Annotated in this window: 18 protein-coding genes and 5 pseudogenes; 3 read left to right on the forward strand and 20 right to left on the reverse strand. The window is 57.0% G+C overall.

Annotation, left to right across the window (positions count from 1 at the left end; all coding sequences use genetic code 11):
• Positions 1 to 61 precede the first annotated feature (61 nt).
• The 11 genes and pseudogenes from JNO11_RS15115 to cysG form a co-directional block, all read right to left on the reverse strand.
• Positions 62 to 688, reverse strand: coding sequence for a protein-L-isoaspartate(D-aspartate) O-methyltransferase (locus JNO11_RS15115; protein ID WP_010248537.1), 627 nt, complete (start codon positions 686 to 688; stop codon positions 62 to 64).
• A pseudogene (gene surE / locus JNO11_RS15120) lies at positions 682 to 1,444 on the reverse strand (5'/3'-nucleotidase SurE). Before surE ends, JNO11_RS15115 begins: the two are co-directional and overlap by 7 nt.
• 191 nt (positions 1,445 to 1,635) lie before the next feature.
• Positions 1,636 to 2,676, reverse strand: a complete 1,041-nt coding sequence (truD, locus tag JNO11_RS15125) for a tRNA pseudouridine(13) synthase TruD (protein WP_325177465.1) — start codon at positions 2,674 to 2,676, stop codon at positions 1,636 to 1,638.
• Positions 2,673 to 3,155: a 2-C-methyl-D-erythritol 2,4-cyclodiphosphate synthase gene (gene ispF / locus JNO11_RS15130; RefSeq protein ID WP_010248541.1), complete on the reverse strand. Its 483-nt coding sequence runs from the start codon at positions 3,153 to 3,155 to the stop codon at positions 2,673 to 2,675. Before ispF ends, truD begins: the two co-directional genes overlap by 4 nt.
• Positions 3,155 to 3,871 (reverse strand): 2-C-methyl-D-erythritol 4-phosphate cytidylyltransferase, encoded by a 717-nt coding sequence (gene ispD / locus JNO11_RS15135; protein WP_010248543.1) that lies wholly within the window; start codon positions 3,869 to 3,871, stop codon positions 3,155 to 3,157. Before ispD ends, ispF begins: the two co-directional genes overlap by 1 nt.
• A gap of 3 nt (positions 3,872 to 3,874) precedes the next feature.
• Complete coding sequence (ftsB, locus tag JNO11_RS15140; protein ID WP_010248545.1) at positions 3,875 to 4,192, reverse strand: cell division protein FtsB; 318 nt, start codon at positions 4,190 to 4,192, stop codon at positions 3,875 to 3,877.
• A gap of 178 nt (positions 4,193 to 4,370) precedes the next feature.
• Positions 4,371 to 4,691: a DUF3561 family protein gene (locus JNO11_RS15145; RefSeq protein WP_010248547.1), complete on the reverse strand. Its 321-nt coding sequence runs from the start codon at positions 4,689 to 4,691 to the stop codon at positions 4,371 to 4,373.
• Between the two features lie 54 nt (positions 4,692 to 4,745).
• Positions 4,746 to 5,351 carry an adenylyl-sulfate kinase gene (gene cysC, locus JNO11_RS15150; protein WP_061703047.1) on the reverse strand — a complete coding sequence of 202 codons (606 nt, stop codon included), beginning with the start codon at positions 5,349 to 5,351 and terminating at the stop codon, positions 4,746 to 4,748.
• Complete coding sequence (gene cysN / locus JNO11_RS15155; RefSeq protein ID WP_061703048.1) at positions 5,351 to 6,778, reverse strand: sulfate adenylyltransferase subunit CysN; 1,428 nt, start codon at positions 6,776 to 6,778, stop codon at positions 5,351 to 5,353. Before cysN ends, cysC begins: the two co-directional genes overlap by 1 nt.
• Positions 6,779 to 6,789: 11 nt before the next feature.
• Positions 6,790 to 7,698 (reverse strand): sulfate adenylyltransferase subunit CysD, encoded by a 909-nt coding sequence (gene cysD, locus JNO11_RS15160; RefSeq protein ID WP_010248554.1) that lies wholly within the window; start codon positions 7,696 to 7,698, stop codon positions 6,790 to 6,792.
• A 9-nt stretch (positions 7,699 to 7,707) separates the two neighbouring features.
• A pseudogene (cysG, locus tag JNO11_RS15165) lies at positions 7,708 to 9,124 on the reverse strand (siroheme synthase CysG).
• A gap of 363 nt (positions 9,125 to 9,487) precedes the next feature.
• Here cysG and JNO11_RS15170 point away from each other — a divergent pair.
• Both JNO11_RS15170 and JNO11_RS15175 read left to right on the forward strand, forming a co-directional pair.
• The gene (locus JNO11_RS15170) at positions 9,488 to 10,501 is read left to right on the forward strand and encodes an aminopeptidase (protein WP_325177466.1); all 1,014 of its coding nucleotides are present in this window, start codon (positions 9,488 to 9,490) and stop codon (positions 10,499 to 10,501) included.
• A gap of 9 nt (positions 10,502 to 10,510) precedes the next feature.
• Entirely contained in the window at positions 10,511 to 10,795 is a 285-nt protein-coding gene (locus tag JNO11_RS15175; protein ID WP_158131416.1) for a YciI family protein, read from the forward strand.
• Between the two features lie 60 nt (positions 10,796 to 10,855).
• On the opposite strand, the gene JNO11_RS15180 is transcribed toward JNO11_RS15175, so the two are convergent.
• From JNO11_RS15180 to cysJ, 3 genes are read right to left on the reverse strand one after another with little or no spacing between them, the layout of a single operon-like run.
• Positions 10,856 to 11,590, reverse strand: coding sequence for a phosphoadenylyl-sulfate reductase (locus JNO11_RS15180; RefSeq protein ID WP_010248562.1), 735 nt, complete (start codon positions 11,588 to 11,590; stop codon positions 10,856 to 10,858).
• Positions 11,587 to 13,308 carry an assimilatory sulfite reductase (NADPH) hemoprotein subunit gene (gene cysI / locus JNO11_RS15185; protein WP_022623798.1) on the reverse strand — a complete coding sequence of 574 codons (1,722 nt, stop codon included), beginning with the start codon at positions 13,306 to 13,308 and terminating at the stop codon, positions 11,587 to 11,589. The genes JNO11_RS15180 and cysI overlap by 4 nt, the downstream gene beginning before the upstream one ends.
• The gene (cysJ, locus tag JNO11_RS15190; protein WP_010672135.1) at positions 13,308 to 15,119 is read right to left on the reverse strand and encodes an NADPH-dependent assimilatory sulfite reductase flavoprotein subunit; all 1,812 of its coding nucleotides are present in this window, start codon (positions 15,117 to 15,119) and stop codon (positions 13,308 to 13,310) included. The genes cysI and cysJ overlap by 1 nt, the downstream gene beginning before the upstream one ends.
• Positions 15,120 to 15,418: 299 nt before the next feature.
• Between cysJ and queD the strand changes: the two genes are divergently transcribed.
• Positions 15,419 to 15,778 carry a 6-carboxytetrahydropterin synthase QueD gene (gene queD, locus JNO11_RS15195; RefSeq protein WP_010248568.1) on the forward strand — a complete coding sequence of 120 codons (360 nt, stop codon included), beginning with the start codon at positions 15,419 to 15,421 and terminating at the stop codon, positions 15,776 to 15,778.
• Positions 15,779 to 15,887: 109 nt separating this feature from the next.
• Here queD and queE read toward each other — a convergent pair.
• The 6 genes and pseudogenes from queE to rlmD all read right to left on the reverse strand — a co-directional run bounded on the left by queE (position 15,888) and on the right by rlmD (position 24,728).
• Positions 15,888 to 16,561, reverse strand: a pseudogene (gene queE, locus JNO11_RS15200) (7-carboxy-7-deazaguanine synthase QueE).
• A 401-nt stretch (positions 16,562 to 16,962) separates the two neighbouring features.
• On the reverse strand, positions 16,963 to 18,258 hold the full coding sequence (gene eno / locus JNO11_RS15205) for a phosphopyruvate hydratase (RefSeq protein ID WP_325177467.1): 1,296 nt from the start codon (positions 18,256 to 18,258) through the stop codon (positions 16,963 to 16,965).
• A gap of 76 nt (positions 18,259 to 18,334) precedes the next feature.
• A pseudogene (gene pyrG, locus JNO11_RS15210) lies at positions 18,335 to 19,973 on the reverse strand (CTP synthase (glutamine hydrolyzing)).
• Positions 19,974 to 20,202: 229 nt separating this feature from the next.
• Positions 20,203 to 20,991 carry a nucleoside triphosphate pyrophosphohydrolase gene (mazG, locus tag JNO11_RS15215; RefSeq protein WP_010248574.1) on the reverse strand — a complete coding sequence of 263 codons (789 nt, stop codon included), beginning with the start codon at positions 20,989 to 20,991 and terminating at the stop codon, positions 20,203 to 20,205.
• 158 nt (positions 20,992 to 21,149) lie between these two features.
• A pseudogene (gene relA, locus JNO11_RS15220) lies at positions 21,150 to 23,382 on the reverse strand (GTP diphosphokinase).
• A gap of 29 nt (positions 23,383 to 23,411) precedes the next feature.
• The gene (gene rlmD, locus JNO11_RS15225) at positions 23,412 to 24,728 is read right to left on the reverse strand and encodes a 23S rRNA (uracil(1939)-C(5))-methyltransferase RlmD (RefSeq protein ID WP_325177468.1); all 1,317 of its coding nucleotides are present in this window, start codon (positions 24,726 to 24,728) and stop codon (positions 23,412 to 23,414) included.
• Between the last annotated feature and the right edge of the window lie 42 nt (positions 24,729 to 24,770).

Below are 24,770 nucleotides of genomic sequence, written 5' to 3' on the forward strand. Positions count from 1 at the left end.
GGATAGTAACAACATCAGGTACGTGGTGCTATGAAACAGTTGTGAAGAAATACGAAGAGGGTCAGGCCAGATCGCCCTGCACCAGCGGGACAAAACGCACTGGTTCGATGGTCTCTTCCATCACCTCTTCGCCCTGACGACGCAGGCGCTTCAGTACCTGCTGATCTTCACCAACTGGCAGCACCATGATGCCGCCTTCTGCCAGTTGTGCTATCAGCGCAATCGGAATTTCAGGCGGTGCAGCCGTGACGATGATGGCATCGAAGGGGCCACGTGAAGGCCAGCCCTGCCAGCCATCACCATGACGGGTTGAGACATTATGCAGATCCAGCTGTTTCAGACGGCGCTTGGCCTGCCACTGCAGCCCTTTGATGCGTTCCACTGAATAAACATGGTCCACCAGATGGGCAAGAATCGCCGTCTGATAACCTGAACCCGTACCAATCTCCAGCACACGCGAATGCGGATTAAGTCCGAGCAGCGCGGTCATCCGCGCAACCATGTAGGGCTGTGATATCGTCTGACCGGAGCCGATGGGCAAGGCAACATTGTCCCAGGCTTTATGCTCGAACGCTTCGTCGATAAAACGTTCGCGCGGCACCTCGCTGATGGCTTTCAGCAGGTTTTCATCATCGATGCCCTGCTGACGCAGTTGTGACAGCAACGTCTCAATACGCCGATTCACCATGCCAGGTTCACCTCAGCTTTAGCCAGCCAGTCACTGAGCACGTTCTGCGCGCTGTGCGCCGTTAAATCGACATGCAGTGCCGTGACAGAGACGTAGCCCTGATCCACGGCGGCGAAGTCCGTATCCGGGCCCGCATCCAGTTTTTCGCCTGGCGGACCAATCCAGTAGAGTGTATTGCCACGCGGATCCTGCTGCGCAATCACCTGATCCGCCGGATGGCGACTGCCACAGCGCGTCACGCGGATGCCTTTGAGTTCAGACAACGGCAGATCGGGAACGTTGATGTTGAGAATGCGGCCGGTGCGCAGCGGTTCATGCGTCAGCGCCCTGAGGAGCGCGCAGGTCACGGCCGCCGCGGTGGCGTAGTGCTGATGGCCATTGAGCGAAACCGCGATAGCCGGTAAGCCAAGATGTCGCCCTTCCATCGCTGCCGCCACCGTGCCGGAGTAGATCACATCATCGCCCAGATTGGGGCCGGCATTGATGCCCGACACCACAATGTCGGGACGCGGCTGCATCAGCGCATTCACCCCCCAGATAGACGCAGTCGGTCGGCGTCCCCATCTGGACGGCGATATCGCCGTTTTCATGGGTGAAGGTGCGCAGAGGCGTTTCCAGCGTTAATGAGTTCGAGGCACCGCTTCGGTTACGATCGGGGGCAACAACCTGCACGTCAGCAATCTGCCGCAGGGCTTTCGCCAGAGTCTGAATGCCTGGCGCATGAATGCCGTCATCGTTACTGAGCAATATCCGCATTTCGTTCTGACCTTTTTTTATTCGACTGGTCGCCGTGACGGAACCTGTTTTAACGGCATGGCAACAGGTGAGGAATGGACGGCGATTTTTGCATTCTAGCGAGGCGCGCAAGGAAGTGGTAGGCGTAAATCACACGACGGTGGGGGTTTGCCGCAACATTACCCACACTGCGGGTCAGGTTGCGGCGAAGATTACTCATCAATCTGATCGGGCGAGTCCGCGTGGGTCAGCAGCTCCCGGACCACGCTGGTGGCAAAGCTGCCCGCTGGCAGCCAGAATGCCAGTTCCAGCGTGACATCATCCCACCAGCTCCACTGCATATCGCGCGGCACCACCAGCATGGCACGGCGTGCAGCATCAACCTTCTCACGTTCAATCAGTCCCAGCAGCAGCGTCTCATCAGCCAGCGCCTGCTGTTCAAAGGCCAGCGCGTCAGCCTGCGGGCCAGGCTCGCCCCGTCCCGGCAGCGGCGCGGTGATGCGCAGCTCATGCTGCTCAACCCGACGCTGTGACTCTGCCAGTTCATCAGGCTGCGCGACAAACCAGCTGCCTCGTCCGGTCAGCTGCAACGCGTCGCCGTTGAGCACCTGAGTCAGCCTACCCTGCTGTTGCAGACGCGCACTGGTCACCTGATTAAACAGCGCACTGCGCGCGGCAGAGAGCATCAGGCTGCGCTTGTTGCGGTCGCGAATAATGATCTCATTGCGCGCCCACTTTTCTGCCATCACCAGGTTATTGCCGCCGCGACCAAAACGCTGTTCACCAAAATAGTTCGGCACGCCCGCATCGCGAATCTGCGCCAGACGCGTTTCAACTGCATCACGGTCACTGATCTGGCGGATGATCACCCGGAACGCGTTCCCCGCCAGTGCGCCGATGCGCAGCTTACGTTTGTGGCGCACCGCCTGCAGAATCTCGACCCCTTCCAGCTCAAAACCGCGCAGATCGGGCATCGCATTACCCGGCAGACGAAAACAGAGGGTCTGTTCCGTCACCGCATGGCGATCTTTCATTCCGGCATAACTCATGTCGCGCTGATGAATACCGAGATACTTCGCCAGTGCCTCAGCCACAAAGCGGGTATTGGCCCCCACTTTACGGATGCGCACCAGCAGGTGCTCACCTTCACCATCCGCGCCATAACCGAGATCTTCAACCACCACGAAATCTTCCGGATTGGCTTTGATCACGCCGGAGGCCACGGGTGTACCGTGCAGGTAATTCAGCATCATTGGCTGTCAGCTTTCAGGACTAACGCCACCGCTTCACAGGCGATGCCTTCGCCGCGCCCGGTAAAGCCCAGCTTCTCGGTGGTGGTCGCTTTGACGTTGACCGCATCCATATGGCAGCCCAGATCTTCTGCAATATTGATCCGCATCTGTGGCACGTGCGGCAGCATTTTCGGTGCCTGAGCAATAATCGTGACGTCGACATTACCGATGCGATAGCCTTTGGCTTCGATACGACGCCAGGCCTCACGCAGCAGGCCGCGGCTGTCCGCCCCTTTAAAGGCCGGATCGGTGTCAGGAAACAGCTTGCCGATATCGCCCATCGCCACTGCGCCCAGCAGCGCGTCAGTCAGCGCATGCAGCGCCACATCGCCATCCGAATGGGCGATAAAACCCTGCTCAAACGGGATCCGCACACCGCCAATCACTAACGGACCCTCTCCGCCAAAGGCGTGAACGTCAAAACCGTGACCGATACGCATCATGCGCTCTCCTTTAATTGAATCTGACTCAGATAAAAAGCCGCCAGCGCCAGATCTTCTGGCCGGGTGACTTTGATGTTATCACTGCGTCCGCTGACTAACAGCGGGTGGTAGCCGCAATACTCCAGCGCCGAGGCTTCATCGGTGATGGTTGCGCCTTCTGCCAGCGCCCGCGTCAGGCAGGCGGTGAGCAGCGCATGAGGGAAAAATTGCGGCGTTAAGGCGTGCCAGAGATCGTCGCGCTCTACGGTATGGGCCACCGCGGCTTTGCCCGGCTCGCCCCGTTTCATGGTGTCACGCACTGGCGCGGCCAGAATCCCGCCAACGTGGCTCTGTTCACGCACGTTGAGCAGTTGCTGGAGATCGTCGGGATGCAGACAGGGACGCGCGGCGTCATGGACCAGCACCCAGGCGGAACCCTGTGCGGCCTGCAATCCGGCCAGCACCGATTCGGCGCGGGTCTCTCCGCCTGTCACCCTGAGCACGCGCGGATCGCGTGCCAGCGGCAGTGAAGCGAAGTGCTGGTCATCAGGACTGAGGGCGACAATCACCTGTTTGATAGCGGGATGGGAAAACAGACGCGCAATGCTGTGTTCCAGAAGGGTGTGCTGACCAATCGTCAGATACTGCTTCGGACAGGTTGCCTGCATGCGGCTGCCGATCCCGGCAGCGGGCACCACGGCAATCACATCCGCAAGGGAGGCCAGAGTGTTCATGTTTTATCGTTGTTGGTTAAGCGCAGCTTGTTGCGCGTTGCGTTTGTTCTGGTCAGGCACCAGACGATAGAAAGTCTCACCGGGCTTAATCATGCCCAGTTCATTGCGTGCACGCTCCTCGATCGCTTCCGAGCCGCCATTGAGATCGTCAATTTCGGCAAACAGCTGATCGTTTCGCGATTTCAGTTTGGCATTGTTTGCCTGTTGCACCGCGACATCATCATTGACGCGCGTATAGTCATGGATGCCATTTTTCCCCAGCCACAACGAATATTGCAGCCAGCCAAGCAGCACCAATAACAGTAACGTCAGTTTTCCCATCCCGCCCCCCTAAAAACGGCCCAATCATCCCATAACTTTGCACAGGACTCCACACCAGCGGAGAAAATGGCGCGCTTTGCTGCGCGTCTGCGCAAAATATGAATCAGTACCGATTCAGACGGGAAAAGATTTGTAACCTGCCGATGCGTTTGCACATCAGCGCGGGCGCACTGAGGGCTTACCAGCCGGAGAGAAAAGAGAACATTAACCAGAAGAGCGTGACCACCATGATCACCGTGGCGAGCGCGGCCCACAGCCACTGTCCACTCAGCAGCGTATTCAGCGCGATACCCGTGACCACCGCAACCGGCAGCAGCGCCAGAAAGAATGGCCAGGTATAAAGAAAGAAGAACAGCGTGTTAGAGCCGAACAGCAGGAAAGGGATCGCCAGCGCGCACCAGTAAGCGAGAAAGCCGATAACGCCGCCCGGCAGCAATGAGCGCGGCTCATCCGGGGAGGAGTCATCTTTTCGAGCGAGCATTGGGGTAATGTTCTGCATAGGCATCCTGTTGGCGCGAGGGCGGCAAATCAGAAACGATTTGCCGCTGTCTCTTCAGGATTTGATGATATCGCGGTCACGCAGCAGGTCTAACAATTGGGCGGCCAGTTTTGTAACCAATTGTTCGCCATCCAGCTGGATTTCCGGGCTATCGGGCGCCTCATAGACGCTGTCGATGCCGGTGAAATTACGCAGTTCACCGGCGCGCGCTTTGCGATACAACCCTTTCGGATCACGCACTTCACACACGGCTAACGGCGTATCGACAAATACCTCGATAAACTGTCCCGGCTCCAGCAGATCGCGCACCATCTGACGCTCGGCGCGATGCGGCGAAATAAAGGCAGTGAGCACCACGAGTCCGGCATCCACCATCAGTTTCGCCACTTCACCGACGCGACGGATATTCTCTTTACGGTCATCATCGCTGAAACCGAGGTCACGACAGAGGCCGTGACGCACATTGTCACCATCCAGCAGATAGGTGCTGACGCCGATGCGGTGCAGCGCCTGCTCCAGCGCACCGGCAACGGTGGATTTCCCCGAGCCCGAAAGCCCGGTAAACCACAGCACCACGCCCTGATGGCCATGCTGCTGTTCGCGTGAGGCGCGTGTCACCGGATGATCATGCCACACCACGTTATCGTCGTGCTGAGCCATTACTGACCGCCCAGCAGGTCGCGCGCATTCCAGTGTGGGAAGTGGCGGCGCACCAGAGCATTCAGTTCCAGCTCAAACGCGCTGAACTCGCCGGTATTAACCGGGGCATCATGGTTTGGCTGATGGATCATGCCGGCACCCACGGTGACGTTGCTCAGGCGATCGATAAAGATCATGCCGCCGGTTACCGGGTTTTGCTGATAGCTGTCGAGTACCATCGGTTCATCAAAAGTGATCTCAATGCGACCGATACCGTTCAGCGGCAGCGTATCGACCTGACGCGTCTCCAGCGAGTTGATCTCGACCTGATGCAGCACCTTCTCTACCCGGCCACGGGTTTTCTTACCGGCGATTTTCAGGTCATAACTCTGACCGGCCTGCAGCGGCTGTTCTGCCATCCAGACCACGTCAACGCTGGCAGACTGAACCGCTGCCAGCTCTTCACTGGCATCCACCAGCAAATCGCCACGGCTGATATCAATCTCATCCTGCAGCACCAGGGTAATCGCTTCGCCTGCACCCGCTTCCTGCAGATCGCCATCGAAGGTCACAATGCGGGCAATGGTCGACTCCACGCCAGAAGGCAGCACTTTAACGCGCTGGCCTACCTGCACGCTGCCCGACGCCAGGGTGCCGGCATAGCCACGAAAATCGAGGTTCGGACGGTTGACATACTGCACCGGGAAGCGCATCGGCTGATGATCGACGACGCGCTTCAGCTCCACAGTCTCCAGCACATCCAGCAGCGTCGGGCCGCTATACCACGGCATGGTCTGACTGGCAGAGGCGACGTTATCCCCTTCCAGCGCCGACATCGGCACAAAGCGGATATCGAGGTCTTCCGGCAGCTGCGCAGCAAAGTCGAGGTAATCCTGTTTGATCTGCTCGAAGCGCTCCTGGTTGTACTCCACCAGATCCATTTTATTGATTGCCACCACCAGGTGTTTGATCCCCAGCAGCGTCGAGATAAAGCTGTGGCGGCGGGTCTGATCCAGTACGCCTTTACGCGCATCGATCAGCAGGATCGCCAGATCGCAGGTTGACGCGCCGGTCGCCATGTTACGGGTGTACTGCTCATGTCCCGGCGTGTCGGCGATAATAAATTTACGCTTTTCGGTCGAGAAGTAGCGGTAGGCCACATCAATGGTAATGCCCTGCTCACGCTCAGCCTGCAGACCATCCACCAGCAGCGCCAGATCGAGCTTCTCGCCCTGGGTGCCGTGACGTTTACTGTCGTTGTGCAGCGATGAGAGCTGATCTTCATAGATCTGACGGGTGTCGTGTAGCAGACGTCCAATCAGGGTACTTTTTCCGTCGTCAACGCTGCCGCAGGTCAGAAAACGCAGCAGGCTCTTGTGTTGTTGCTTGGTCAGCCAGGCTTCAACGCCGCCCTGGTCGGCAATCTGTTGTGCAATTACGGTATTCATCTGGCGTCTCCTTAGAAATAACCCTGACGTTTTTTCAGTTCCATCGAACCGGACTGATCGCGATCGATCATGCGGCCCTGACGCTCGCTGGTGGTGGAAACCAGCATCTCTTCGATGATCTCCGGCAGCGTCTGCGCCTCGGACTCTACCGCGCCGGTCAGCGGCCAGCAGCCGAGTGTACGGAAACGGACCATCCGTTCGGTGATCTCTTCACCCGGCTGCAGGTTGATGCGATCGTCATCGATCATCATCAGCATGCCATCACGCTCCAGCACCGGACGCGGTGCGGCGAGATAGAGCGGCACGATCTCGATGTTTTCCAGGAAGATGTACTGCCAGATATCCAGTTCGGTCCAGTTCGACAGCGGGAAGACGCGGATGCTTTCACCCTTGTTGATCTGACCGTTGTAGTTGTGCCACAGCTCAGGGCGCTGGTTTTTCGGATCCCAGCGATGGAAGCGGTCACGGAATGAGTAGATACGCTCTTTGGCGCGTGACTTCTCTTCATCACGACGTGCGCCGCCAAAGGCTGCATCAAAACCATATTTGTTCAGCGCCTGCTTCAGCCCTTCGGTTTTCATGATGTCAGTGTGTTTGGCACTGCCGTGAACAAAGGGGTTGATGCCCATCGCCACGCCTTCCGGGTTGCGGTGAACCAGCAACTCTGCACCCATCGCTTTCACGGTGCGGTCGCGAAATTCGTACATTTCACGGAATTTCCAGCCGGTATCCACATGCAGCAACGGGAACGGCAGCGTGCCTGGGTAGAAGGCTTTACGCGCCAGATGGAGCATGACCGAGGAGTCTTTGCCGATGGAATACATCATCACCGGATTGCTGAACTCCGCCGCCACTTCGCGAATGATGTGGATACTCTCCGCCTCCAGCTGACGCAGATGAGTGAGTCGTTTTTGGTCCATGATTTTCCCTCAAGCCAGATTGACAACGGCGGACTCGCGAGCCCCCTGCTGTGCTGAATGTTTAAACCAGGCGAGTTGCCCGTGCAGATTAACCACCTCTCCGATCACCAGCAGCGCCGGAGTGGGTGCCGAGGCGGCCAGCGCCTCAAGTTGTTCTAAGGTGCCGGTCAGCACCTGTTGATCCTGACGGGTGCCGCGACTGATCACCGCCACCGGCGTTGATGGCGCGCGACCGTGCTGAATCAGCGCCTCGCTGATGGCAGCGGCTTTAACGGTTCCCATGTAGATCGCCAGCGTCTGACGCGCACGCGCCAGCGATGGCCAGTCAATGTCATCCCCATCGGGACGGCAGTGACCGGTAATAAACATCACGCTCTGCGCGTAGTCGCGGTGGGTCAGCGGAATACCGGCATAGGCCGTCGCACCGGCAGCCGCGGTGACGCCCGGCACCACCTGGAACGGCACACCCGCCTGCTGAGCCGCCTGCAGCTCTTCGCCGCCGCGGCCAAAGATAAAGGGATCGCCGCCCTTGAGGCGCACGACGCGCTTGCCTTTCAGCGCCAGTGAAACCAGCATCTGATTGATCTCTTCCTGCGGCAACGTGTGCGCGCTGGCCCGTTTGCCGACGCAGATGCGATCGGCATCGCGGCGCACCAGATCCAGCACCTCTTCGCTGACCAGATGGTCGTAGAGCACCACATCGGCTAACTGCATCACCTGCAGGCCACGCAGCGTCAGCAGACCGCTGTCGCCCGGCCCGGCGCCCACCAGAAAGATCTCGCCCTGACGGGTCGGCTCTTCCAGCAGCTCACGGTCCAGCGTGCGTTTCGCCTCTTCGACGTTACCGGCAGACATCTCACTGGCGAACCGGCCATCGAAAGCGCGTTCCCAGAAGCGCCGACGGTCAGACATGCGGCTGAAGCGCTGTTTGACTTTATCGCGCCAGAGTCCGGCCACTTCAGCCATCTGACCCAGACTGGCAGGCAGCAGCGTTTCGATTTTTTCGCGCAGCATGCGTGCCAGCACCGGTGCGGTGCCGCTGGAGGAGATCGCCACCACCAGCGGTGAGCGGTCAACAATCGAGGGGAAGATAAAGGTGCATTTTGGCTGGTCATCCACCACGTTAACCAGCTTATGCCGCGCATTGGCGGCTTCAAACACCTGGGTGTTGAGATGGTTGTCGTCGGTGGCGGCAATCACCAGGAAAACGCCATCCAGCTGGGCCGGGTCAAATTCGGTCGCCAGCCACTCCAGCTCCTGCTTATCCAGCAGTGCCTGCAGTTCAGGGCAGAGTTCACGAGATGCGATCAGAACGCGCGCGCGTGCACGGCGCAGCAGTTCAATTTTTCGCGCCGCAATATCTCCCCCCGCCGACAACCAGAACCGGGCGGCCAGAAAGATCGGCAAAAAGAGGCAAATAGTCCACGTTAACCCTGATGTTTTAACTTTGTATTAACGCGACTATACGTCGCTGGGTTTATCCAGATGAAATTACGAATTGGAATGAGTAGTTACCGAATGGAATAACGACGCCGCAAAGCACAGAACAATTTGGTCTTAACAGATGAAATTTAATGGCTTTTTCGTGAACAGGCTCACATATTGAAAGCCACACCTGCGGCAGCAAAAGCAGATAAGTGCCAGCGATAATGGTCCGTTACGCCTTTCGGTAGTGACAGCGCCCGATTCCACTAACAAAGTCACGGGACAAAAAGGATATAATGCGCGCGGCATGGCTGGCCCTGGCCCCCATGCGGAACGGCTCCCGAATAATGAAAAAGGATGCACTATGTTTTATTCCCTCCGCTTGAGGGTAGCGACAATTTTATTTGGCGCACTCATTTCCCCGCTGGCTCTGGCCACTCCGCCTGGCCAGTTTGCCGAACAGCAGGTCCGGCACATCGCCACCTTGTTTCCTGGCCGGATGAGCGGCAGCCCGGCTGAGCTGATGGCAGCCGACTACCTGCAACAGCAATTTACCGCGCTGGGGTATAAGACCAATACCCGCCAGTTCAGGACCGGCTATAAGTGGCAGGAAGAGGACGGCACGCAGCGCTGGCATAAGCTCACGGCAACCTCGGTGATTGCCGCGCGTGCAGGCAGCGTGCCGCAGGAGATTCTGATCGTGGCACATCTGGATACCTGGACGCCGCAAAATAGCAGCCAGGCCCAGCACAACCTGGGCGGCTTACGCCTGCAGGGCGTCGATGATAATGCATCGGGTCTTGGCGTGATGCTGGAGCTGGCGCAGCAGCGGAGCCGCAAACCGCTGCACTACGGCATACGCTTTGTGGCGCTGAGCGCCGGAGAGGCAGATCTGCACGGCATGGATGATTATGTTGAGCGGATGAGCACGCGTGAGAAGAAGAATACCCTGCTGGTCATCGATCTGAATAGCCTGATCACCGGCGATCATCTCTATTTTAACAGCGGCATGAATACGCCCCGGGCGGTGCGCAAGCAGACCAGCGAACGAGCCCTGTTACTGGCACGCCAGCAGGGCATTCCCGCCGCCAGTCATCAGCTGAACCGTAAAGACTTTGACGCTCTTAATGCCTTCGACAAGGCGGGCTTTCCGCTGCTGGATGTGACCGCCAGCAACTGGACGCTGGGTAATAAAGATGGTGCGCTGCAGCGTCATCGTAGTCCCCACTTTCCTGATGGCGTTACCCGCCATCAGACTGACCTGGATAATCTGAGCTATCTCGACCGCTGGCTGCCGGGGCAGATAACCTTGCGAACCCGCGACAGCGTTCGCGTGCTGCTGCCGCTGCTCAGTGAACTGACCAATCCCAAAGTGTAAGGATCTGACATGTACGTGGTCTTTCTGAATTACGTTCGTCCGGTAGAAGAAGTTGAAGCGCTGCTGGCAGCCCATATCGAATGGCTGGATCGCTATTTTGACGCGGGCTTTTTTATTGCAGCGGGACGTAAAGATCCGCGCACGGGCGGCATGTTACTGGTCAGGGAGATGGAACGAGAAGAGCTGGATGCAATTTTAGCGGAAGATCCGTTTGTCACGGTGGCAGAGTATGAGGTGACGAAAGTGAATGTAACCCGTGCAGCAGAGGCGTTTGCCGGATTAAAAGGCGTTTAGCTTCCCGCCTGACTGCAGCCAAAAACTTCTCTCCCTGTGTTTGGGGAGAGAAGTCCTGCGTCAGCCTTCGTGCAGACCACACTCGCGCTTGAGACCGAAGAAGCGCGTCTCTTCTTCTGCCATACCCGGCTCCCACTTGCGGGTGGTATGGGTATCGCCCACCGAGAGATAGCCTTCATCCCACAGCGGATGGTACTTCAGCTTATGCTGCTCCAGATACTGATGAATCTGGCGGTTATCCCAGTCGATAATCGGCAGCAGCTTAAAGACGCCACGCTGGACGCCCAGCACCGGCAGATTCGCCCGACTGCCCGACTGGTCGCGCCGCAATCCGGCAAACCAGGTCTGCGCGCCCAGGGTTTCAATGGCGCGATTCATCGGCTCAACTTTGTTGATCTCGTTATATTTCTCAATCCCCTCGACGCCCTGCTCCCACAGTTTGCCGTAGCGCGCTTCCTGCCAGGCCGGTGAGGTTTCGGCGCGGAACACTTTAAGGTTGAGATTGAGCTGGTCCGCCAGCTCATCAATAAAACGATAGGTCTCCGGGAACAGATAGCCGGTGTCGGTCAGGATCACCGGAATATCGGGCTGCTGACGCGTCACCAGATGCAGCGACACCGCGGCCTGAATACCGAAACTGGAGGAGAGCACGTAGGCACCCGGCAGATTCTCCAGTGCCCAGCTGACCCGCTCTTCCGCAGATGACTTCTCCAGCTGCGCATTGGTCGCGGCCAGCGCCATAGCACGCTGGACTTTGGACATCTCATTCAGTGCTGCGAGGTCGGGGTGACTCATTTTGCTTCCTCCCAAAAGTCGCGTGCCGGGTCCAGCACCGGCGCAACAATGCCCGCGCGGATGGTGAAGTCACCAAAGCCTTCCGCGGCCTGGCGCTCAGTGGCCCAGCGTCCCACCAGCTCATCAATGGTGGCGAGAATTTCGCTTTCGTTAATGTTTTCACGGTACATGCGGGGAATACGCGTTCCGCTGCGGTTTCCACCCAGATGCAGGTTGTAGCGACCTGGCGCTTTACCCACCAGACCCAGCTCAGCCAGCATGGCACGGCCACAGCCGTTGGGACAACCGGTAACGCGTAACACTATGTGCTCATCGCCAACGCCATGCGCATGCATGATCCCTTCCACTTTGGTCACGAAGGCAGGCAGGAAGCGCTCGGCTTCTGCCATCGCCAGCGGACAGGTCGGGAACGCCACGCAGGCCATCGAGTTTTCGCGCTGTGCCGTAACGTGATCCATCAGACCATGTTCGCGCGCGATTGCTTCGATCTGCGCTTTTTCGCTTTCCGGCACGCCCGCCACAATCAGGTTCTGGTTAGCGGTCAGGCGGAAATCGCCCTGATGGATTTTCGCAATTTCAGCGATGCCGCTTTTCAGCGGTCGGCCCGGATAGTCGAGCAGGCGACCATTTTCGATAAACAGCGTCAGGTGCCATTTGTTGTCGATGCCTTTAATCCAGCCAATGCGATCGCCACGGGTGGTGAACTCATAAGGACGGATCGGCTCAAACGTCACGCCTGCCCGTTTTTCAACTTCGGCTTTAAAGGTCTCGACGCCAACGCGTTCCAGGGTGTACTTGGTTTTGGCGTTTTTACGGTCGGTACGGTTGCCCCAGTCGCGCTGAGTCGTGACCACCGCCTCGGCAACGTCGAGGATCTTCTCCACCGGGAAGTAACCAAACTCGCTGGCGGTGCGCGCGTAGGTCGCTTTGTTACCGTGCTCAATCGACAGCCCGCCACCCACCAGCAGGTTAAAGCCCACCAGCTTGCCGTGCTCGGCGACAGCGACAAAGTTCAGATCGTTGGCGTGCAGATCCACGTCGTTATGCGGCGGGATCACCACGGTGGTTTTGAATTTACGCGGCAGATACGTTTCACCGAGGATCGGCTCTTCGTCGGTGGTGGCGACTTTTTCTTTATCCCACCAGATCTCCGCATAGGCACGGGTGCGTGGCAGCAGATGCTCAGAGAGTTTCTTCGCCCACTCATACGCTTCCTGATGCAGCTCCGACTCAACCGGGTTCGACGTACAGAGCACGTTACGGTTAACGTCGTTGGCGGTCGCCAGCGCATCCAGCCCCACCTCATGCAGCATCTGATGCGTCGGCTTAACGTTCTTCTTCAGAATGCCGTGAAACTGGAAGGTCTGACGGTTAGTCAGACGGATGCTGCCATAGATAGTTTTATCGGTGGCAAATTTGTCGATGGCCAGCCACTGAGTCGGCGTAATGATGCCGCCCGGCAACCGGCAACGCAGCATCATGGCGTGGCGCGGCTCCAGCTTCTGCTCCGCACGTTCGGCACGAATATCGCGATCGTCCTGCTGGTACATGCCGTGAAAACGGATCAGCAGGAAGTTGTCGCCGGTAAAACCGCCGGTCAGACCCTCTTCCAGATCTTCTTTAATGGTGCCGCGCAGATAGTTGCTCTGCTTCTTCAGACGCTCAGCGTCTGCTAATTTGCCTTCTACAACCAGCGGTCCAGGGTGTTTATCGCTCATTAGTAAACGTCTCGCTGATAACGGCGCTCAATGCGCAGCTCACTTAAAAATTCGTCGGCCGTTTCACGATCCATTCCGCCGTGTTCGACCACCACATCCAGCAATGCCTGCTCGACGTCTTTTGCCATACGATTCGCGTCGCCACAGACATAAAGATGCGCGCCCTCTTCAATCCAGCGCCACACTTCGGCCCCTTTCGCGCGGATCTTATCCTGTACGTAAATCTTCTCTGCCTGATCGCGTGACCAGGCGAGGTCGATATGGGTCAGCAGACCATCCTTCACATATTTCTGCCACTCCACCTGATAGAGGAAATCGTCGGTGAAGTGCGGATTACCAAAGAATAGCCAGTTTTTGCCGCCGGCACCGTCGTTGTCGCGCTGCTGCATAAAGGCGCGGAATGGCGCGATGCCGGTGCCCGGGCCAATCATGATCACTGGCGCATCCGGATTAGCCGGCAGGCGGAAGTTGTCGTTGTGTTCGATGAAGACCCGGACTTCGCCCTCTTCTTCGATGCGATCGGCCAGCCAGGTCGATGCACCGCCGCCACGCTGGCGACCTTCAATATCAAAGCGAACGGCACCGACGGTGATATGCACTTCGGTATCGGTTTCAGCCTGCGAAGAGGCGATAGAGTAGAGTCGCGGCGTCAGCGGTCGCAGCAGGCCGGTCAGCTGTTCAGCGCTGAGTTCAGACGGTGCCAGGCGCACCATATCCACAATCGGATAGTGCTGCGCATAGTGCTGCAGCCTGGCTTTATCATCCACCAGTGAGAGCAACTCCGCGTTGCGTGACAGCTGGGCATACTGCGCCACGATCTGCGCGGTGTTAACCGTCAGCTCGAAATGCTTCTGCAGCGCCTCCGCCAGCGGCAGGGTTTTCCCCTGAACCTCTACCGGCTCATCGCCTTTCAGCCAGACCAGCTCCAGCAGTTCGCTGACCAGCGCCGCATCGTTCTCATACCAGACGCCCAGCGCATCGCCAGGCTGGTAGCGCAGACCGGAATCGCCCAGATCGATTTCGATATGGCGCACATCTTTATCTGAGTCCCGTCCGGTAATTTTCTGATTCACCGCCAGACTCGCGCTGAGCGGCGACTCTTTAGTATAGGGGCTGGTGGTGACTTCGTTGACGCTGCCGGCTGCTGTCGCCGCAGCCTGCGCCGGGGATTCGGTCGGCACGCGTTTCTTGAGAATTTCCGTCAGTGCATTGCGCCAGGCGGCGGCCTGCTCCGCATACTCAACATCCGCATCAACGCGATCCAGCAGACGCTCGCCGCCCAGCTCCGCCAGTCGGCTGTCAAAATCTTTACCCGCCTGACTGAAGAATTCATAAGAGGTGTCGCCCAGGCCAAACACTGCGAAGGCGGCACCCTCCATTTTCGGTGCCTTTTTCGACATCAGGAATTTATGCAGCGCCACCGCCTCTTCCGGCGGTTCGCCTTCGCCCTGGGTGGAGGTTACAACCACCAGCATTTTTTCCTGGCCAATCTGTTTGAACTTGTAATCACCGGCATTCACCAGGTTTACGTTCAGCTTTGCGGCCAGCAGGTCATCACGCAACTGCTCAGCCAGACGACGTGCGTTGCCGGTCTGGGAGGCAGAAAGCAGCGTAATGGCGGGCGCTTCGGCCGGAGCCGGAACAGATGCAGTGCTGGCGACGGCGCTACCCGGGGTCTGTTCCACCCTGCCCCAGAAATAGCCTGACAGCCACGCCAGTTGAGTCGGGGAATAATCTGTCGTCGCCGCCTGTAAGCGAGCGAGTTGTTCCGGGGAGAGCGGAAGCATTGAACCAGGTGCCTGAGTCGTCATCGCGTTAAAAATTCCAGTATCAGAAGTCCGGACCGTAAAATGGCGGAAGAGTGCGTAGGTTACCGGTCCGTATATTAACGATTAAATACACCTTCGACATATCAAATAACCAAAATGACTAAATGGTTTTCCAGGTAGGAATAATCGTTAAAAGTGGTAAGCAAAGCGGTGATATATCAGTTAATTAGCTGGACGCCACTGTATAAACGCGCAGGAAAAGTATCGGTTTGTGCGGTTCGGGTGCGAAAAAAGCGGTAATCAGGTAGAATTCAGCGGTTTTTTAATGTCTGAGAACCATTATGTCTACCACCTTGTTTAAAGAGTTCCAGTTCGAAGCCGCGCATCATCTACCGAATGTGCCGGCCGGACACAAATGTGGCCGTCTGCACGGTCATTCGTTCCTGGTTCGTCTGGAGATTACCGGCGAAGTGGATGCGCATACCGGCTGGGTTATGGATTTTGCTGAGCTGAAGGCGGCGTTTAAGCCGGTCTACAATCGGCTGGACCACTACTATCTGAATGATATTCCCGGCCTGGAAAATCCCACCAGCGAAGTGCTGGCGAAATGGATCTGGGATCAGATGAAGCCGCAACTGCCGCTGCTTAGCGCGGTGATGATCAAAGAAACCTGCACCGCAGGCTGCGTTTACCGCGGCTAACCCTGTCGGATCGAACCCTTCGATCCGACGCGGCTTTTCTCTCCGTCCTGCCTCTGACGCTTAACGCTTTCCTGTAGTTAATGGCTCATTGCGTGCCGCTTTATCAGGATCAGGCGATATTGAGATATTTATGGGTCTGCATCGACAGACGCCAGTTACGGGCAATGCAGGTCTCAATACAGAGCCGGGTTGCATCATCTTTGCGGCTGATTGGCTGCAGGGCGATGATACGCGCTTTGGTGTCATCAATGCCTGCCAGCAGCCGATCCAGCGCTTCCACATCACGCTCGCGCGCTACCGGATGCTTGATTTCATCGGCCCGGCTCAGCGCCTGGGGCAGAACATCGTAGCCGCCGCGCATGTTGACCTTCGGCGAGACAGTCACCCAGGTCCGTTCAGAACAGTGAATCTCGTGGGTTCCGCTGGTCTCAATCTGGCACTGGAAACCGTGCTGCTCCAGCGCAGTGGTTAACGGACGCAGATCGTAAATCGCCGGTTCACCGCCGGTGATGACCACATGACGCGCCGTCCAGCCCTGCTGCGCAATGGCACTCACCAGGGTCGCCGCGTCGGCATCCCCCCCCAGGCGTCGCTTTCCACCGTCTTGATCAAAATATCGCCCAGCGACGTTTCCCGATCTGTCCGCTTTTCCCAGGTGTGTTTGGTATCGCACCAGCTACAGCCCACCGGGCATCCCTGCAAACGAATGAAAATGGCAGGCACGCCGGTGTAATAACCTTCGCCCTGCAGTGTCTGGAACATTTCGTTAATCGGGTATTGCATTACGGACTCGCTTGAAAAAAACAGGGCGCTGATTATGGCAGATTTGCCGCGCAGCTCAACCACGCGTTGTGCCTTTTCTCCGCGCCGGACAAAACACAAAAGAGGGGCTTCAGATGGCTGACAGGCGCAAAACGTGGATGGCCATGACCGAAGAGCAAAGCGTCCCGCGCTCAGGACAAAAACGCCGGAAGCGTTTTTGAACAACGCAAAGCGTTGTCCCGGTAACGGGCGCACCTCAGGGATGAGGTGCGTTATCGCGCGGGCCGGGCCGGCAGAGATGACGTTTTTGCGATCGGGCCTTGCCATCTGCGTCTGCGCACCGCCACCAACAAAAAAGCCCCGCACAAGGCGGGGCTTCAGAGGCCGATGATGTCACTTAGCGCGACATCAACGCACAGTCATTACTGACCTTTAACTTCTTTCAGACCGTTGAATGGCGCTTTAGAACCCAGCGCTTCTTCAATACGGATCAGCTGGTTGTACTTAGCAACGCGGTCAGAACGGCTCATTGAACCGGTTTTGATCTGGCCCGCTGCAGTACCTACCGCCAGGTCAGCGATGGTCGCATCTTCGGTTTCGCCTGAACGGTGAGAGATCACGGCAGTGTAGCCCGCGTCTTTCGCCATTTTGATCGCAGCCAGAGTTTCGGTCAGAGAACCGATCTGGTTGAATTTGATCAGAATGGAGTTAGCGATACCTTTATCGATACCTTCTTTCAGGATCTTGGTGTTGGTAACGAACAGGTCATCACCCACCAGCTGGATTTTGTCGCCCAGTACTTTGGTCTGGTAAGCGAAGCCGTCCCAGTCAGATTCGTCCAGGCCATCTTCGATAGAAACGATCGGATACTGTTTAGTCAGATCTTCCAGGAAGTGGGTGAACTCTTCAGAGGTAAACGATTTACCGCCTTCACCGGCCAGAACGTATTTGCCATCTTTGTAGAACTCAGATGCCGCACAGTCCATCGCCAGGGTGATGTCTTTGCCCAGCTCGTAGCCTGCTGCTTTTACCGCTTCAGCGATAACAGCCAGCGCTTCGGCGTTGGAACCCAGGTTAGGCGCGTAGCCGCCTTCGTCACCCACTGCAGTGCTCATGCCTTTGCTTTTCAGCACTTTTGCCAGGCTGTGGAACACTTCAGAACCCATACGGATGGCTTCTTTCAGGTTCGGAGCGCCAACCGGCTGGATCATGAATTCCTGGATGTCGACGTTGTTGTCGGCATGTTCGCCGCCGTTGATGATGTTCATCATTGGCAGTGGCATAGAGTATTTGCCTGGGGTGCCGTTCAGTTCAGCGATGTGCTCATACAGCGGCTGACCTTTAGAGGCTGCAGCGGCTTTAGCAACTGCCAGTGAAACAGCCAGAATGGCGTTAGCACCGAAGTTAGATTTGTTCTCAGTACCGTCCAGGTCGATCATGATCTTATCGATGTTCGCCTGATCTTTCGCGTCTTTGCCTTTTACCGCTTCAGCAATCGGACCGTTTACTGCAGCAACGGCTTTGGTTACGCCTTTGCCCAGATAACGTGATTTGTCACCGTCACGCAGTTCCAGCGCTTCGCGTGAACCGGTAGAGGCACCTGATGGTGCAGCTGCCAGGCCTACGAAACCGCCTTCCAGATGCACTTCAGCTTCAACAGTCGGGTTACCACGTGAGTCGATAATTTCGCGACCGATGACTTTTACGATTTTGGACATTACGATTTTCCTCAGTACAAGTTAGTCAATCCTAAGACAAGCAACGCGCGAAAAGTTCGCGCGCTGCCTGTGAAACTTACTTCGCTAAACGCTTCTGATGCTCATGTGCGGCTTTAACAAAGCCGGCAAACAACGGATGGCCGTCGCGTGGGGTCGAGGTAAACTCAGGATGGAACTGGCAGGCCACAAACCACGGATGGTTCGGGATCTCGATAATCTCAACCAGTTGATCATCACCAGAGCGACCTGCTACGCGCAGACCGGCTGCTTCAATCTGCTTTAACAGCATATTGTTCACTTCATAGCGGTGGCGATGGCGCTCAACGATAGTGTCAGAGCCGTAGAGCTGGCGAACCTGGCTGCCCGGCGTTAACTGACACTGCTGGCTGCCCAGACGCATGGTGCCGCCCAGATCGCTCTGCTCGCTGCGGACTTCGACGTTGCCATCTTCGTCACGCCATTCGGTGATTAATGCCACCACCGGATATTTACAGTCTGGCACAAATTCCGTGGAGTTGGCGCCCGGCATCCCGGCGACATTGCGGGCGAACTCCATCAGCGCAACCTGCATGCCCAGGCAGATGCCCAGGTACGGCACGTTGTTTTCACGTGCATACTGCGCGGTCATCAGCTTGCCTTCCACGCCACGGTAACCGAAGCCACCCGGGATCAGAATCGCATCCAGATCTTTCAGTAATTCGACACCGCGTGATTCAACATCCTGCGAATCGATCAGTTTGATGTTCACGGTGACGCGATTTTTCAGGCCGCCATGTTTCAGCGCTTCGATGACCGACTTGTAGGCATCCGGCAATTCCACATACTTGCCCACCATACCGATGGTGACTTCACCACCCGGATTGGCTTCTTCGTAGATCACCTGCTCCCATTCGGCCAGGTTGGCTTCCGGTGCATTCAGGTTGAAGCGCTTGCAGATATAGTCATCCAGGCCCTGCGATTTCAGCATGCCAGGAATCTTGTAGATGGAATCAACGTCTTTCAGCGAGATAACCGCTTTTTCAGGGACGTTACAGAACAGGGCGATTTTAGCGCGTTCGTTGGCCGGTACGGCACGGTCAGAACGGCAAATCAGCACGTCTGGCTGAATACCAATCGACAGCAGCTCTTTCACCGAGTGCTGGGTCGGTTTGGTTTTCACTTCACCGGCAGCCGCCATATACGGCACCAGCGTCAGGTGCATATACATGGTGTGTTCGCGGCCCACATCAACGGCCATCTGGCGAATCGCTTCCAGGAACGGCAGTGATTCGATATCCCCGACCGTGCCGCCGATTTCGACCAGTACCACATCATGACCTTCACCGCCTTCAATAATGCGTTCTTTGATGGCGTTGGTGATGTGCGGAATAACCTGAATGGTTGCGCCCAGATAGTCGCCACGGCGCTCTTTGCGCAGGACTTCTGAGTAGATACGGCCAGTGGTGAAGTTGTTACGACGCGACATTTTGGTACGGATGAAGCGCTCGTAGTGACCCAAATCCAGATCGGTTTCAGCGCCGTCATCAGTGACGAAAACTTCACCGTGCTGCGTCGGGCTCATGGTGCCTGGATCCACGTTGATATACGGGTCCAGCTTCATGATGGTCACGTTCAGACCACGGGCTTCGAGAATGGCTGCGAGGGGAGGCTGCGGCAATGCCTTTACCCAGAGAGGAAACGACCCCGCCGGTCACAAAAATATAATTCGTTGTCATGCTGAACCTGAGAGTTTAGGTTTAAAGACGGTGGAATAACCAGGACGGGAAAACAGTATACTGGAAACCGCTATCAGCCACAATTGATGAATCACCGCCATCCTCCAACGCATTGCTGCGGCTAACATAGCCGATAGCCGCCAATGAAATGTTGACGTGCGTCACAAAGTTGCCGTCAGGCTGAATCGAGTAAGCGAAAGCGGTGGCTTTATGCACAGCGCTGGAATAATCAGCGCTTCTCGCCCCGTTTCACTTGCTGCCAGGCGGCCTCCATCTGCTCCAGCGTGGCACCCGGCATACTTAACCCCTGTGCAGCGATGATCGCTTCGACTTCGCGGAAGCGGCGCTCAAACTTGTCATTGGCCTTTTGCAGCGCGGTCTCTGCTTTGCTGCCAAGATGGCGCGACAGGTTAACCGTGGCGAACAGCAGGTCGCCAATCTCCTCTTCCAGCTTCTCACCATCCACCACGCTCTGCTGTGCCTCGTGCATCACTTCATCAATCTCTTCATGCACCTTAGCCACCACCGGCCCCAGCGTGGTCCAGTCGAATCCGACATTGTGACAACGCTTCTGAATCTTGTGGGCGCGCATCAGTGCGGGCAGTGCCTTAGGGATATCATCCAGCGCCGAATGCTGGGCTTTGTCAGCCCGCTCAGCGGTTTTTATCGCTTCCCAGTTTTTCAGCACTTCGCTGCTGGTTTCTGCTGTGGCATCGCCAAAAATGTGTGGATGACGGCGCTCCAGCTTGTCGCTGATTGCGTGGCAGACATCCTCAAAATTAAAGCGATCCTGTTCGCTGGCCATCTGCGCATAGAACACCACCTGAAACAGCAGATCGCCCAGCTCACCGCGCAGATCGTCAAAATCTTCGCGCTGGATAGCGTCCAGCACTTCGTAGGTCTCTTCCAGCGTATAGGGCGCGATGGTGGCGAAGGTCTGTTCACGATCCCACGGACAGCCATGTTGTGGATCGCGCAGGGTTTTCATTATGCCAAGCAGGCGCTCAATAGCGTTCATTCAGGAGGATCCTTGATTAGTGAGATGACAGGCAACGGGCGAAGAGGCAAAGCGTACAACACGGCAGGACGCTATTCACCGCGTCCGGCCGTGTCTGGTGGTGCAGAAAACGCCTGCGCAACCTCCAGCTGCCGGTTGCCTCAGTGCCTGCCTGAATATCAGTGCAGGCGACGGGCGTCAATGATATCAGAGACCTGGTTCAGACGCGCCAGGACACGTCCCAGTACCTGATGGTTGTAGATCTCAATATCCATGTCGATGGTCGCCAGCTGTTTTTTGGTGTCGCTGCGGCTTGAGACGCCCAGGACATTCACTTTCTCGTTGGCGAGAATGGTGGTGATGTCACGCAGTAAGCCGCTGCGATCGTTGGCGGTCACGCGCACCACCAGCGAATAGCCGCTGGAGTAGCTTTCGCCCCACACCGCATCGACGATACGTTCCGGCGCATGCGAAATGAGTTCAGCCAGCTGGTCGCAGTCAGCGCGATGAATAGAGATGCCGCGCCCCTGGGTGATGAAGCCGACAATATCATCCCCCGGAATCGGCTGGCAGCAGCGGGCAATGTGGTGCATCAGGTTGCCCACGCCTTCCACGACGACGCGTCCGCTCTCTTTGCGTGAAGAGGGAGTGTACGATTTCTGGGTCAGCTGGCGCAGCGCTTCGCGATCTTCCTCTTCGGCGCTCGGCTTGTTCAGCTTCGCCTGCAGGAAGTTAACCATCTGGTTAAGACGAATATCGCCGCCGCCAATCGCCGCGAGCAGCTCTTCAAGCGAGGTGACGTTATAGCGCGGCAGCAGCAGTTTTTCGGCTTCGCGCAGGCTGATATCCAGCTGATTCAGTTCGTTATCCAGAATCTGCCGTCCGGCGATAATATTCTTGTCGCGATCCTGCTTGCGGAACCAGTTGTGGATCTTCGAGCGCCCACGGTTGGTGGTGATGTAGCCCAGATTCGGATTGAGCCAGTCGCGGCTCGGGTTCGGCTGCTTCTGGGTGATCACCTCAACCTGATCGCCCATCTGCAGCTGGTAGGTGAACGGCACGATGCGGCCACCGATTTTCGCGCCGATGCAGCGGTGACCGATGTCGCTGTGAATATGATAGGCAAAGTCGAGCGGCGTCGATCCAGCGGGCAGATCCACCACGTCGCCTTTCGGGGTAAAGACGTAGACCCGGTCATCGAACACCTGGCTGCGGACCTCTTCCAGCAGTTCGCCGGAGTCCGCCATCTCTTCCTGCCAGCTGATGAGCTTACGCAGCCAGGCGATCCGCTCTTCATGACCGGCCGCGCCACGCGCGCTGCTGGAAGTTGGCCCCTCTTTATATTTCCAGTGCGCCGCCACGCCCAGCTCGGCATCTTCATGCATCTGGCGGGTACGGATCTGGATCTCCACCGTTTTGCCCTGCGGCCCTAACACCACCGTATGAATCGACTGGTAGCCGTTGGGTTTGGGGTTAGCGACGTAGTCATCGAATTCGCTGGGCAGATGGCGATAGAGCGTATGCACCGTACCCAGCGCACCGTAGCAATCCTGCAGGCGATCGGCGACGATGCGCACCGCCCGCACGTCAAACAGCTCATCAAAGGCCAGCGATTTTTTCTGCATCTTGCGCCAGATGCTGTAGATATGTTTGGGACGGCCATAGACTTCGGCGCGCACGCCCTCTTTGACCATCTCTTTGCGCAGATTACTGACGAAGTTTTCGATGTACTGCTCACGGTCAATACGCCGCTCATGCAGTAATTTGGCGATGCGCTTATATTCGTCGGGATGCAGGTAGCGGAAGCAGTAATCTTCCAGCTCCCATTTGAGCTGACCAATACCGAGACGGTTGGCCAGTGGCGCATAGATATTGGTGCTCTCTTTGGCGGCCAGTACGCGCTCATCTTCCGGCGCATCTTTCATTTCGCGCAGGTTCATGATGCGTTCAGCCAGCTTCAGCACTACGCAGCGGAAATCTTCCACCATCGCCAGCAGCATGCGGCGGACGTTATCCACCTGTTCAGAGGCCATGGAGTCGTTGTGGATCGCTTTCAGCTGGCGGATGGCGTCCATATCGCGCACGCCGTGTACCAGCGAAACAATGCCTTTGCCAACGGCGGTTTCCAGCTCCTCTTCACTCACCACTTCATCGTTAGCCAGCGGGAAAATCAGCGCCGCACACAGGCTTTCGATATCCATGCTGAGCATTGAGAGGATTTCAACCATCTCAATACCGCGCCACAGCAGCAGCGACTGATCAGGATGGCTCTGCGTCTGCGCTTCGCAGTAGCGCCAGGTCTCGGCCACACGTTGACATGATTGCGGGTTGGCAATACCGAGACTGGCGATCCACTGGTCGAGGGCGAAATCCCCCCTCAGTATTTAAATGCGCACTTCTGACCGCAACCATAACCTCTCCTGCACAACGACATACATCGCTTATGTTTTTCTGAACAGCACCATGGATTCGAGATGACGGGTATGTGGGAACATATCCAGCATCGCGACCCTTTCCAATTGGTAGCCTGCCGACAGCAATGTCTGGCTGTCGCGGGCGAGTGTGGTGGGATTACACGAAACATAGACCACGCGATCTGGTGCAAGTTTAACCACATGCGCCATTACGCCCGCAGCCCCGGCGCGTGCCGGATCGAGTAATACCTTGTTAAATCCCTGTGCCGCCCAAGGCTGGCGCGACACTTCTTCTTCCAGATTATGCTGAAAGAAACTGACATTTTTAAGATTATTCAAATCAGCATTATACGCTGCCTGCCGCACTAATGCTGCAATCCCCTCCACACCAACCACATTATGTACGAAGATTCCTATAGGAAGTGTGAAGTTTCCCATGCCGCAAAACAGATCCAGCACCCGGTCTTCCGGCTGCAGATCGAGCCAGGCAATTGCCTTCGCGACCATCTGCTGATTAACACCATCGTTAACCTGAATAAAATCCTGTGGGCTGAAGGTTAGCTTAAGCTGGTGAGATTGATAAAACGGCGTCGACTCATTTAACGCACTCAACTCTTCCTCGCCCGCATCCAGGAACAGCATCAGCTGATGCTTATGCGAAAACTGTTCCAGTTTTTCACGGTCATCCGCATGCAGCGCATCAAGATGGCGCAGAATCATCAGCGGCCCGTTGTCTGCCAGCACCAGTTCCACATGCCCGAGACGCCTGACGGCGCGTAAGTCACTGAGACACTGATGCAATGGAACCAGTAAAGCCTCAAGTTCGGGCACTAAAATGGGGCAGTGCTGAATATCGACCAGATCGTTGCTGGCTTCCTGACGGAATCCCATCTGCAACCGCTGCGCCTTATTTTGCCATTGCAGCCCCAGACGGGCGCGACGACGATAGCCCCAGGGCTGACCGGCGATTACCTCATCCACCGCCACGTCTTGTGCGGCGGCCTGGCGCAGCATCCGGCTCAGCGCCTGGGCTTTGCTCTGCTGTTGCAGCGCCACATCGGCATGCTGCTGCTGGCAGCCGCCGCAGCGTTCATAATGTGGGCAGCGCGGCGTGACGCGCGCCGGACTGCGGCTAATCAGTCGTGTCACTTTCGCCCGGGCAAATTGACGTTTATCCTCTGTCAGCATGACCTCCGCCTGTTCCCCAGGCAGGGCACCGGCGACAAAAAGGGTTTTGCCCTTGTGACGCGCCACCCCTTGTCCGAACGGATCGAGCGCCTCAATGGTGACGGTGATCCGTTGTTGCGTCGTCACGCGCTGTTTTGCAACGTAAAATTGCGCCATAGTGTTATTAATTCTCTTTATCGAAAACGACCTGCATTGTTT

This window comes from Pantoea sp. 1B4, from assembly GCF_016925765.1.
GTDB lineage: Bacteria > Pseudomonadota > Gammaproteobacteria > Enterobacterales > Enterobacteriaceae > Pantoea > Pantoea agglomerans.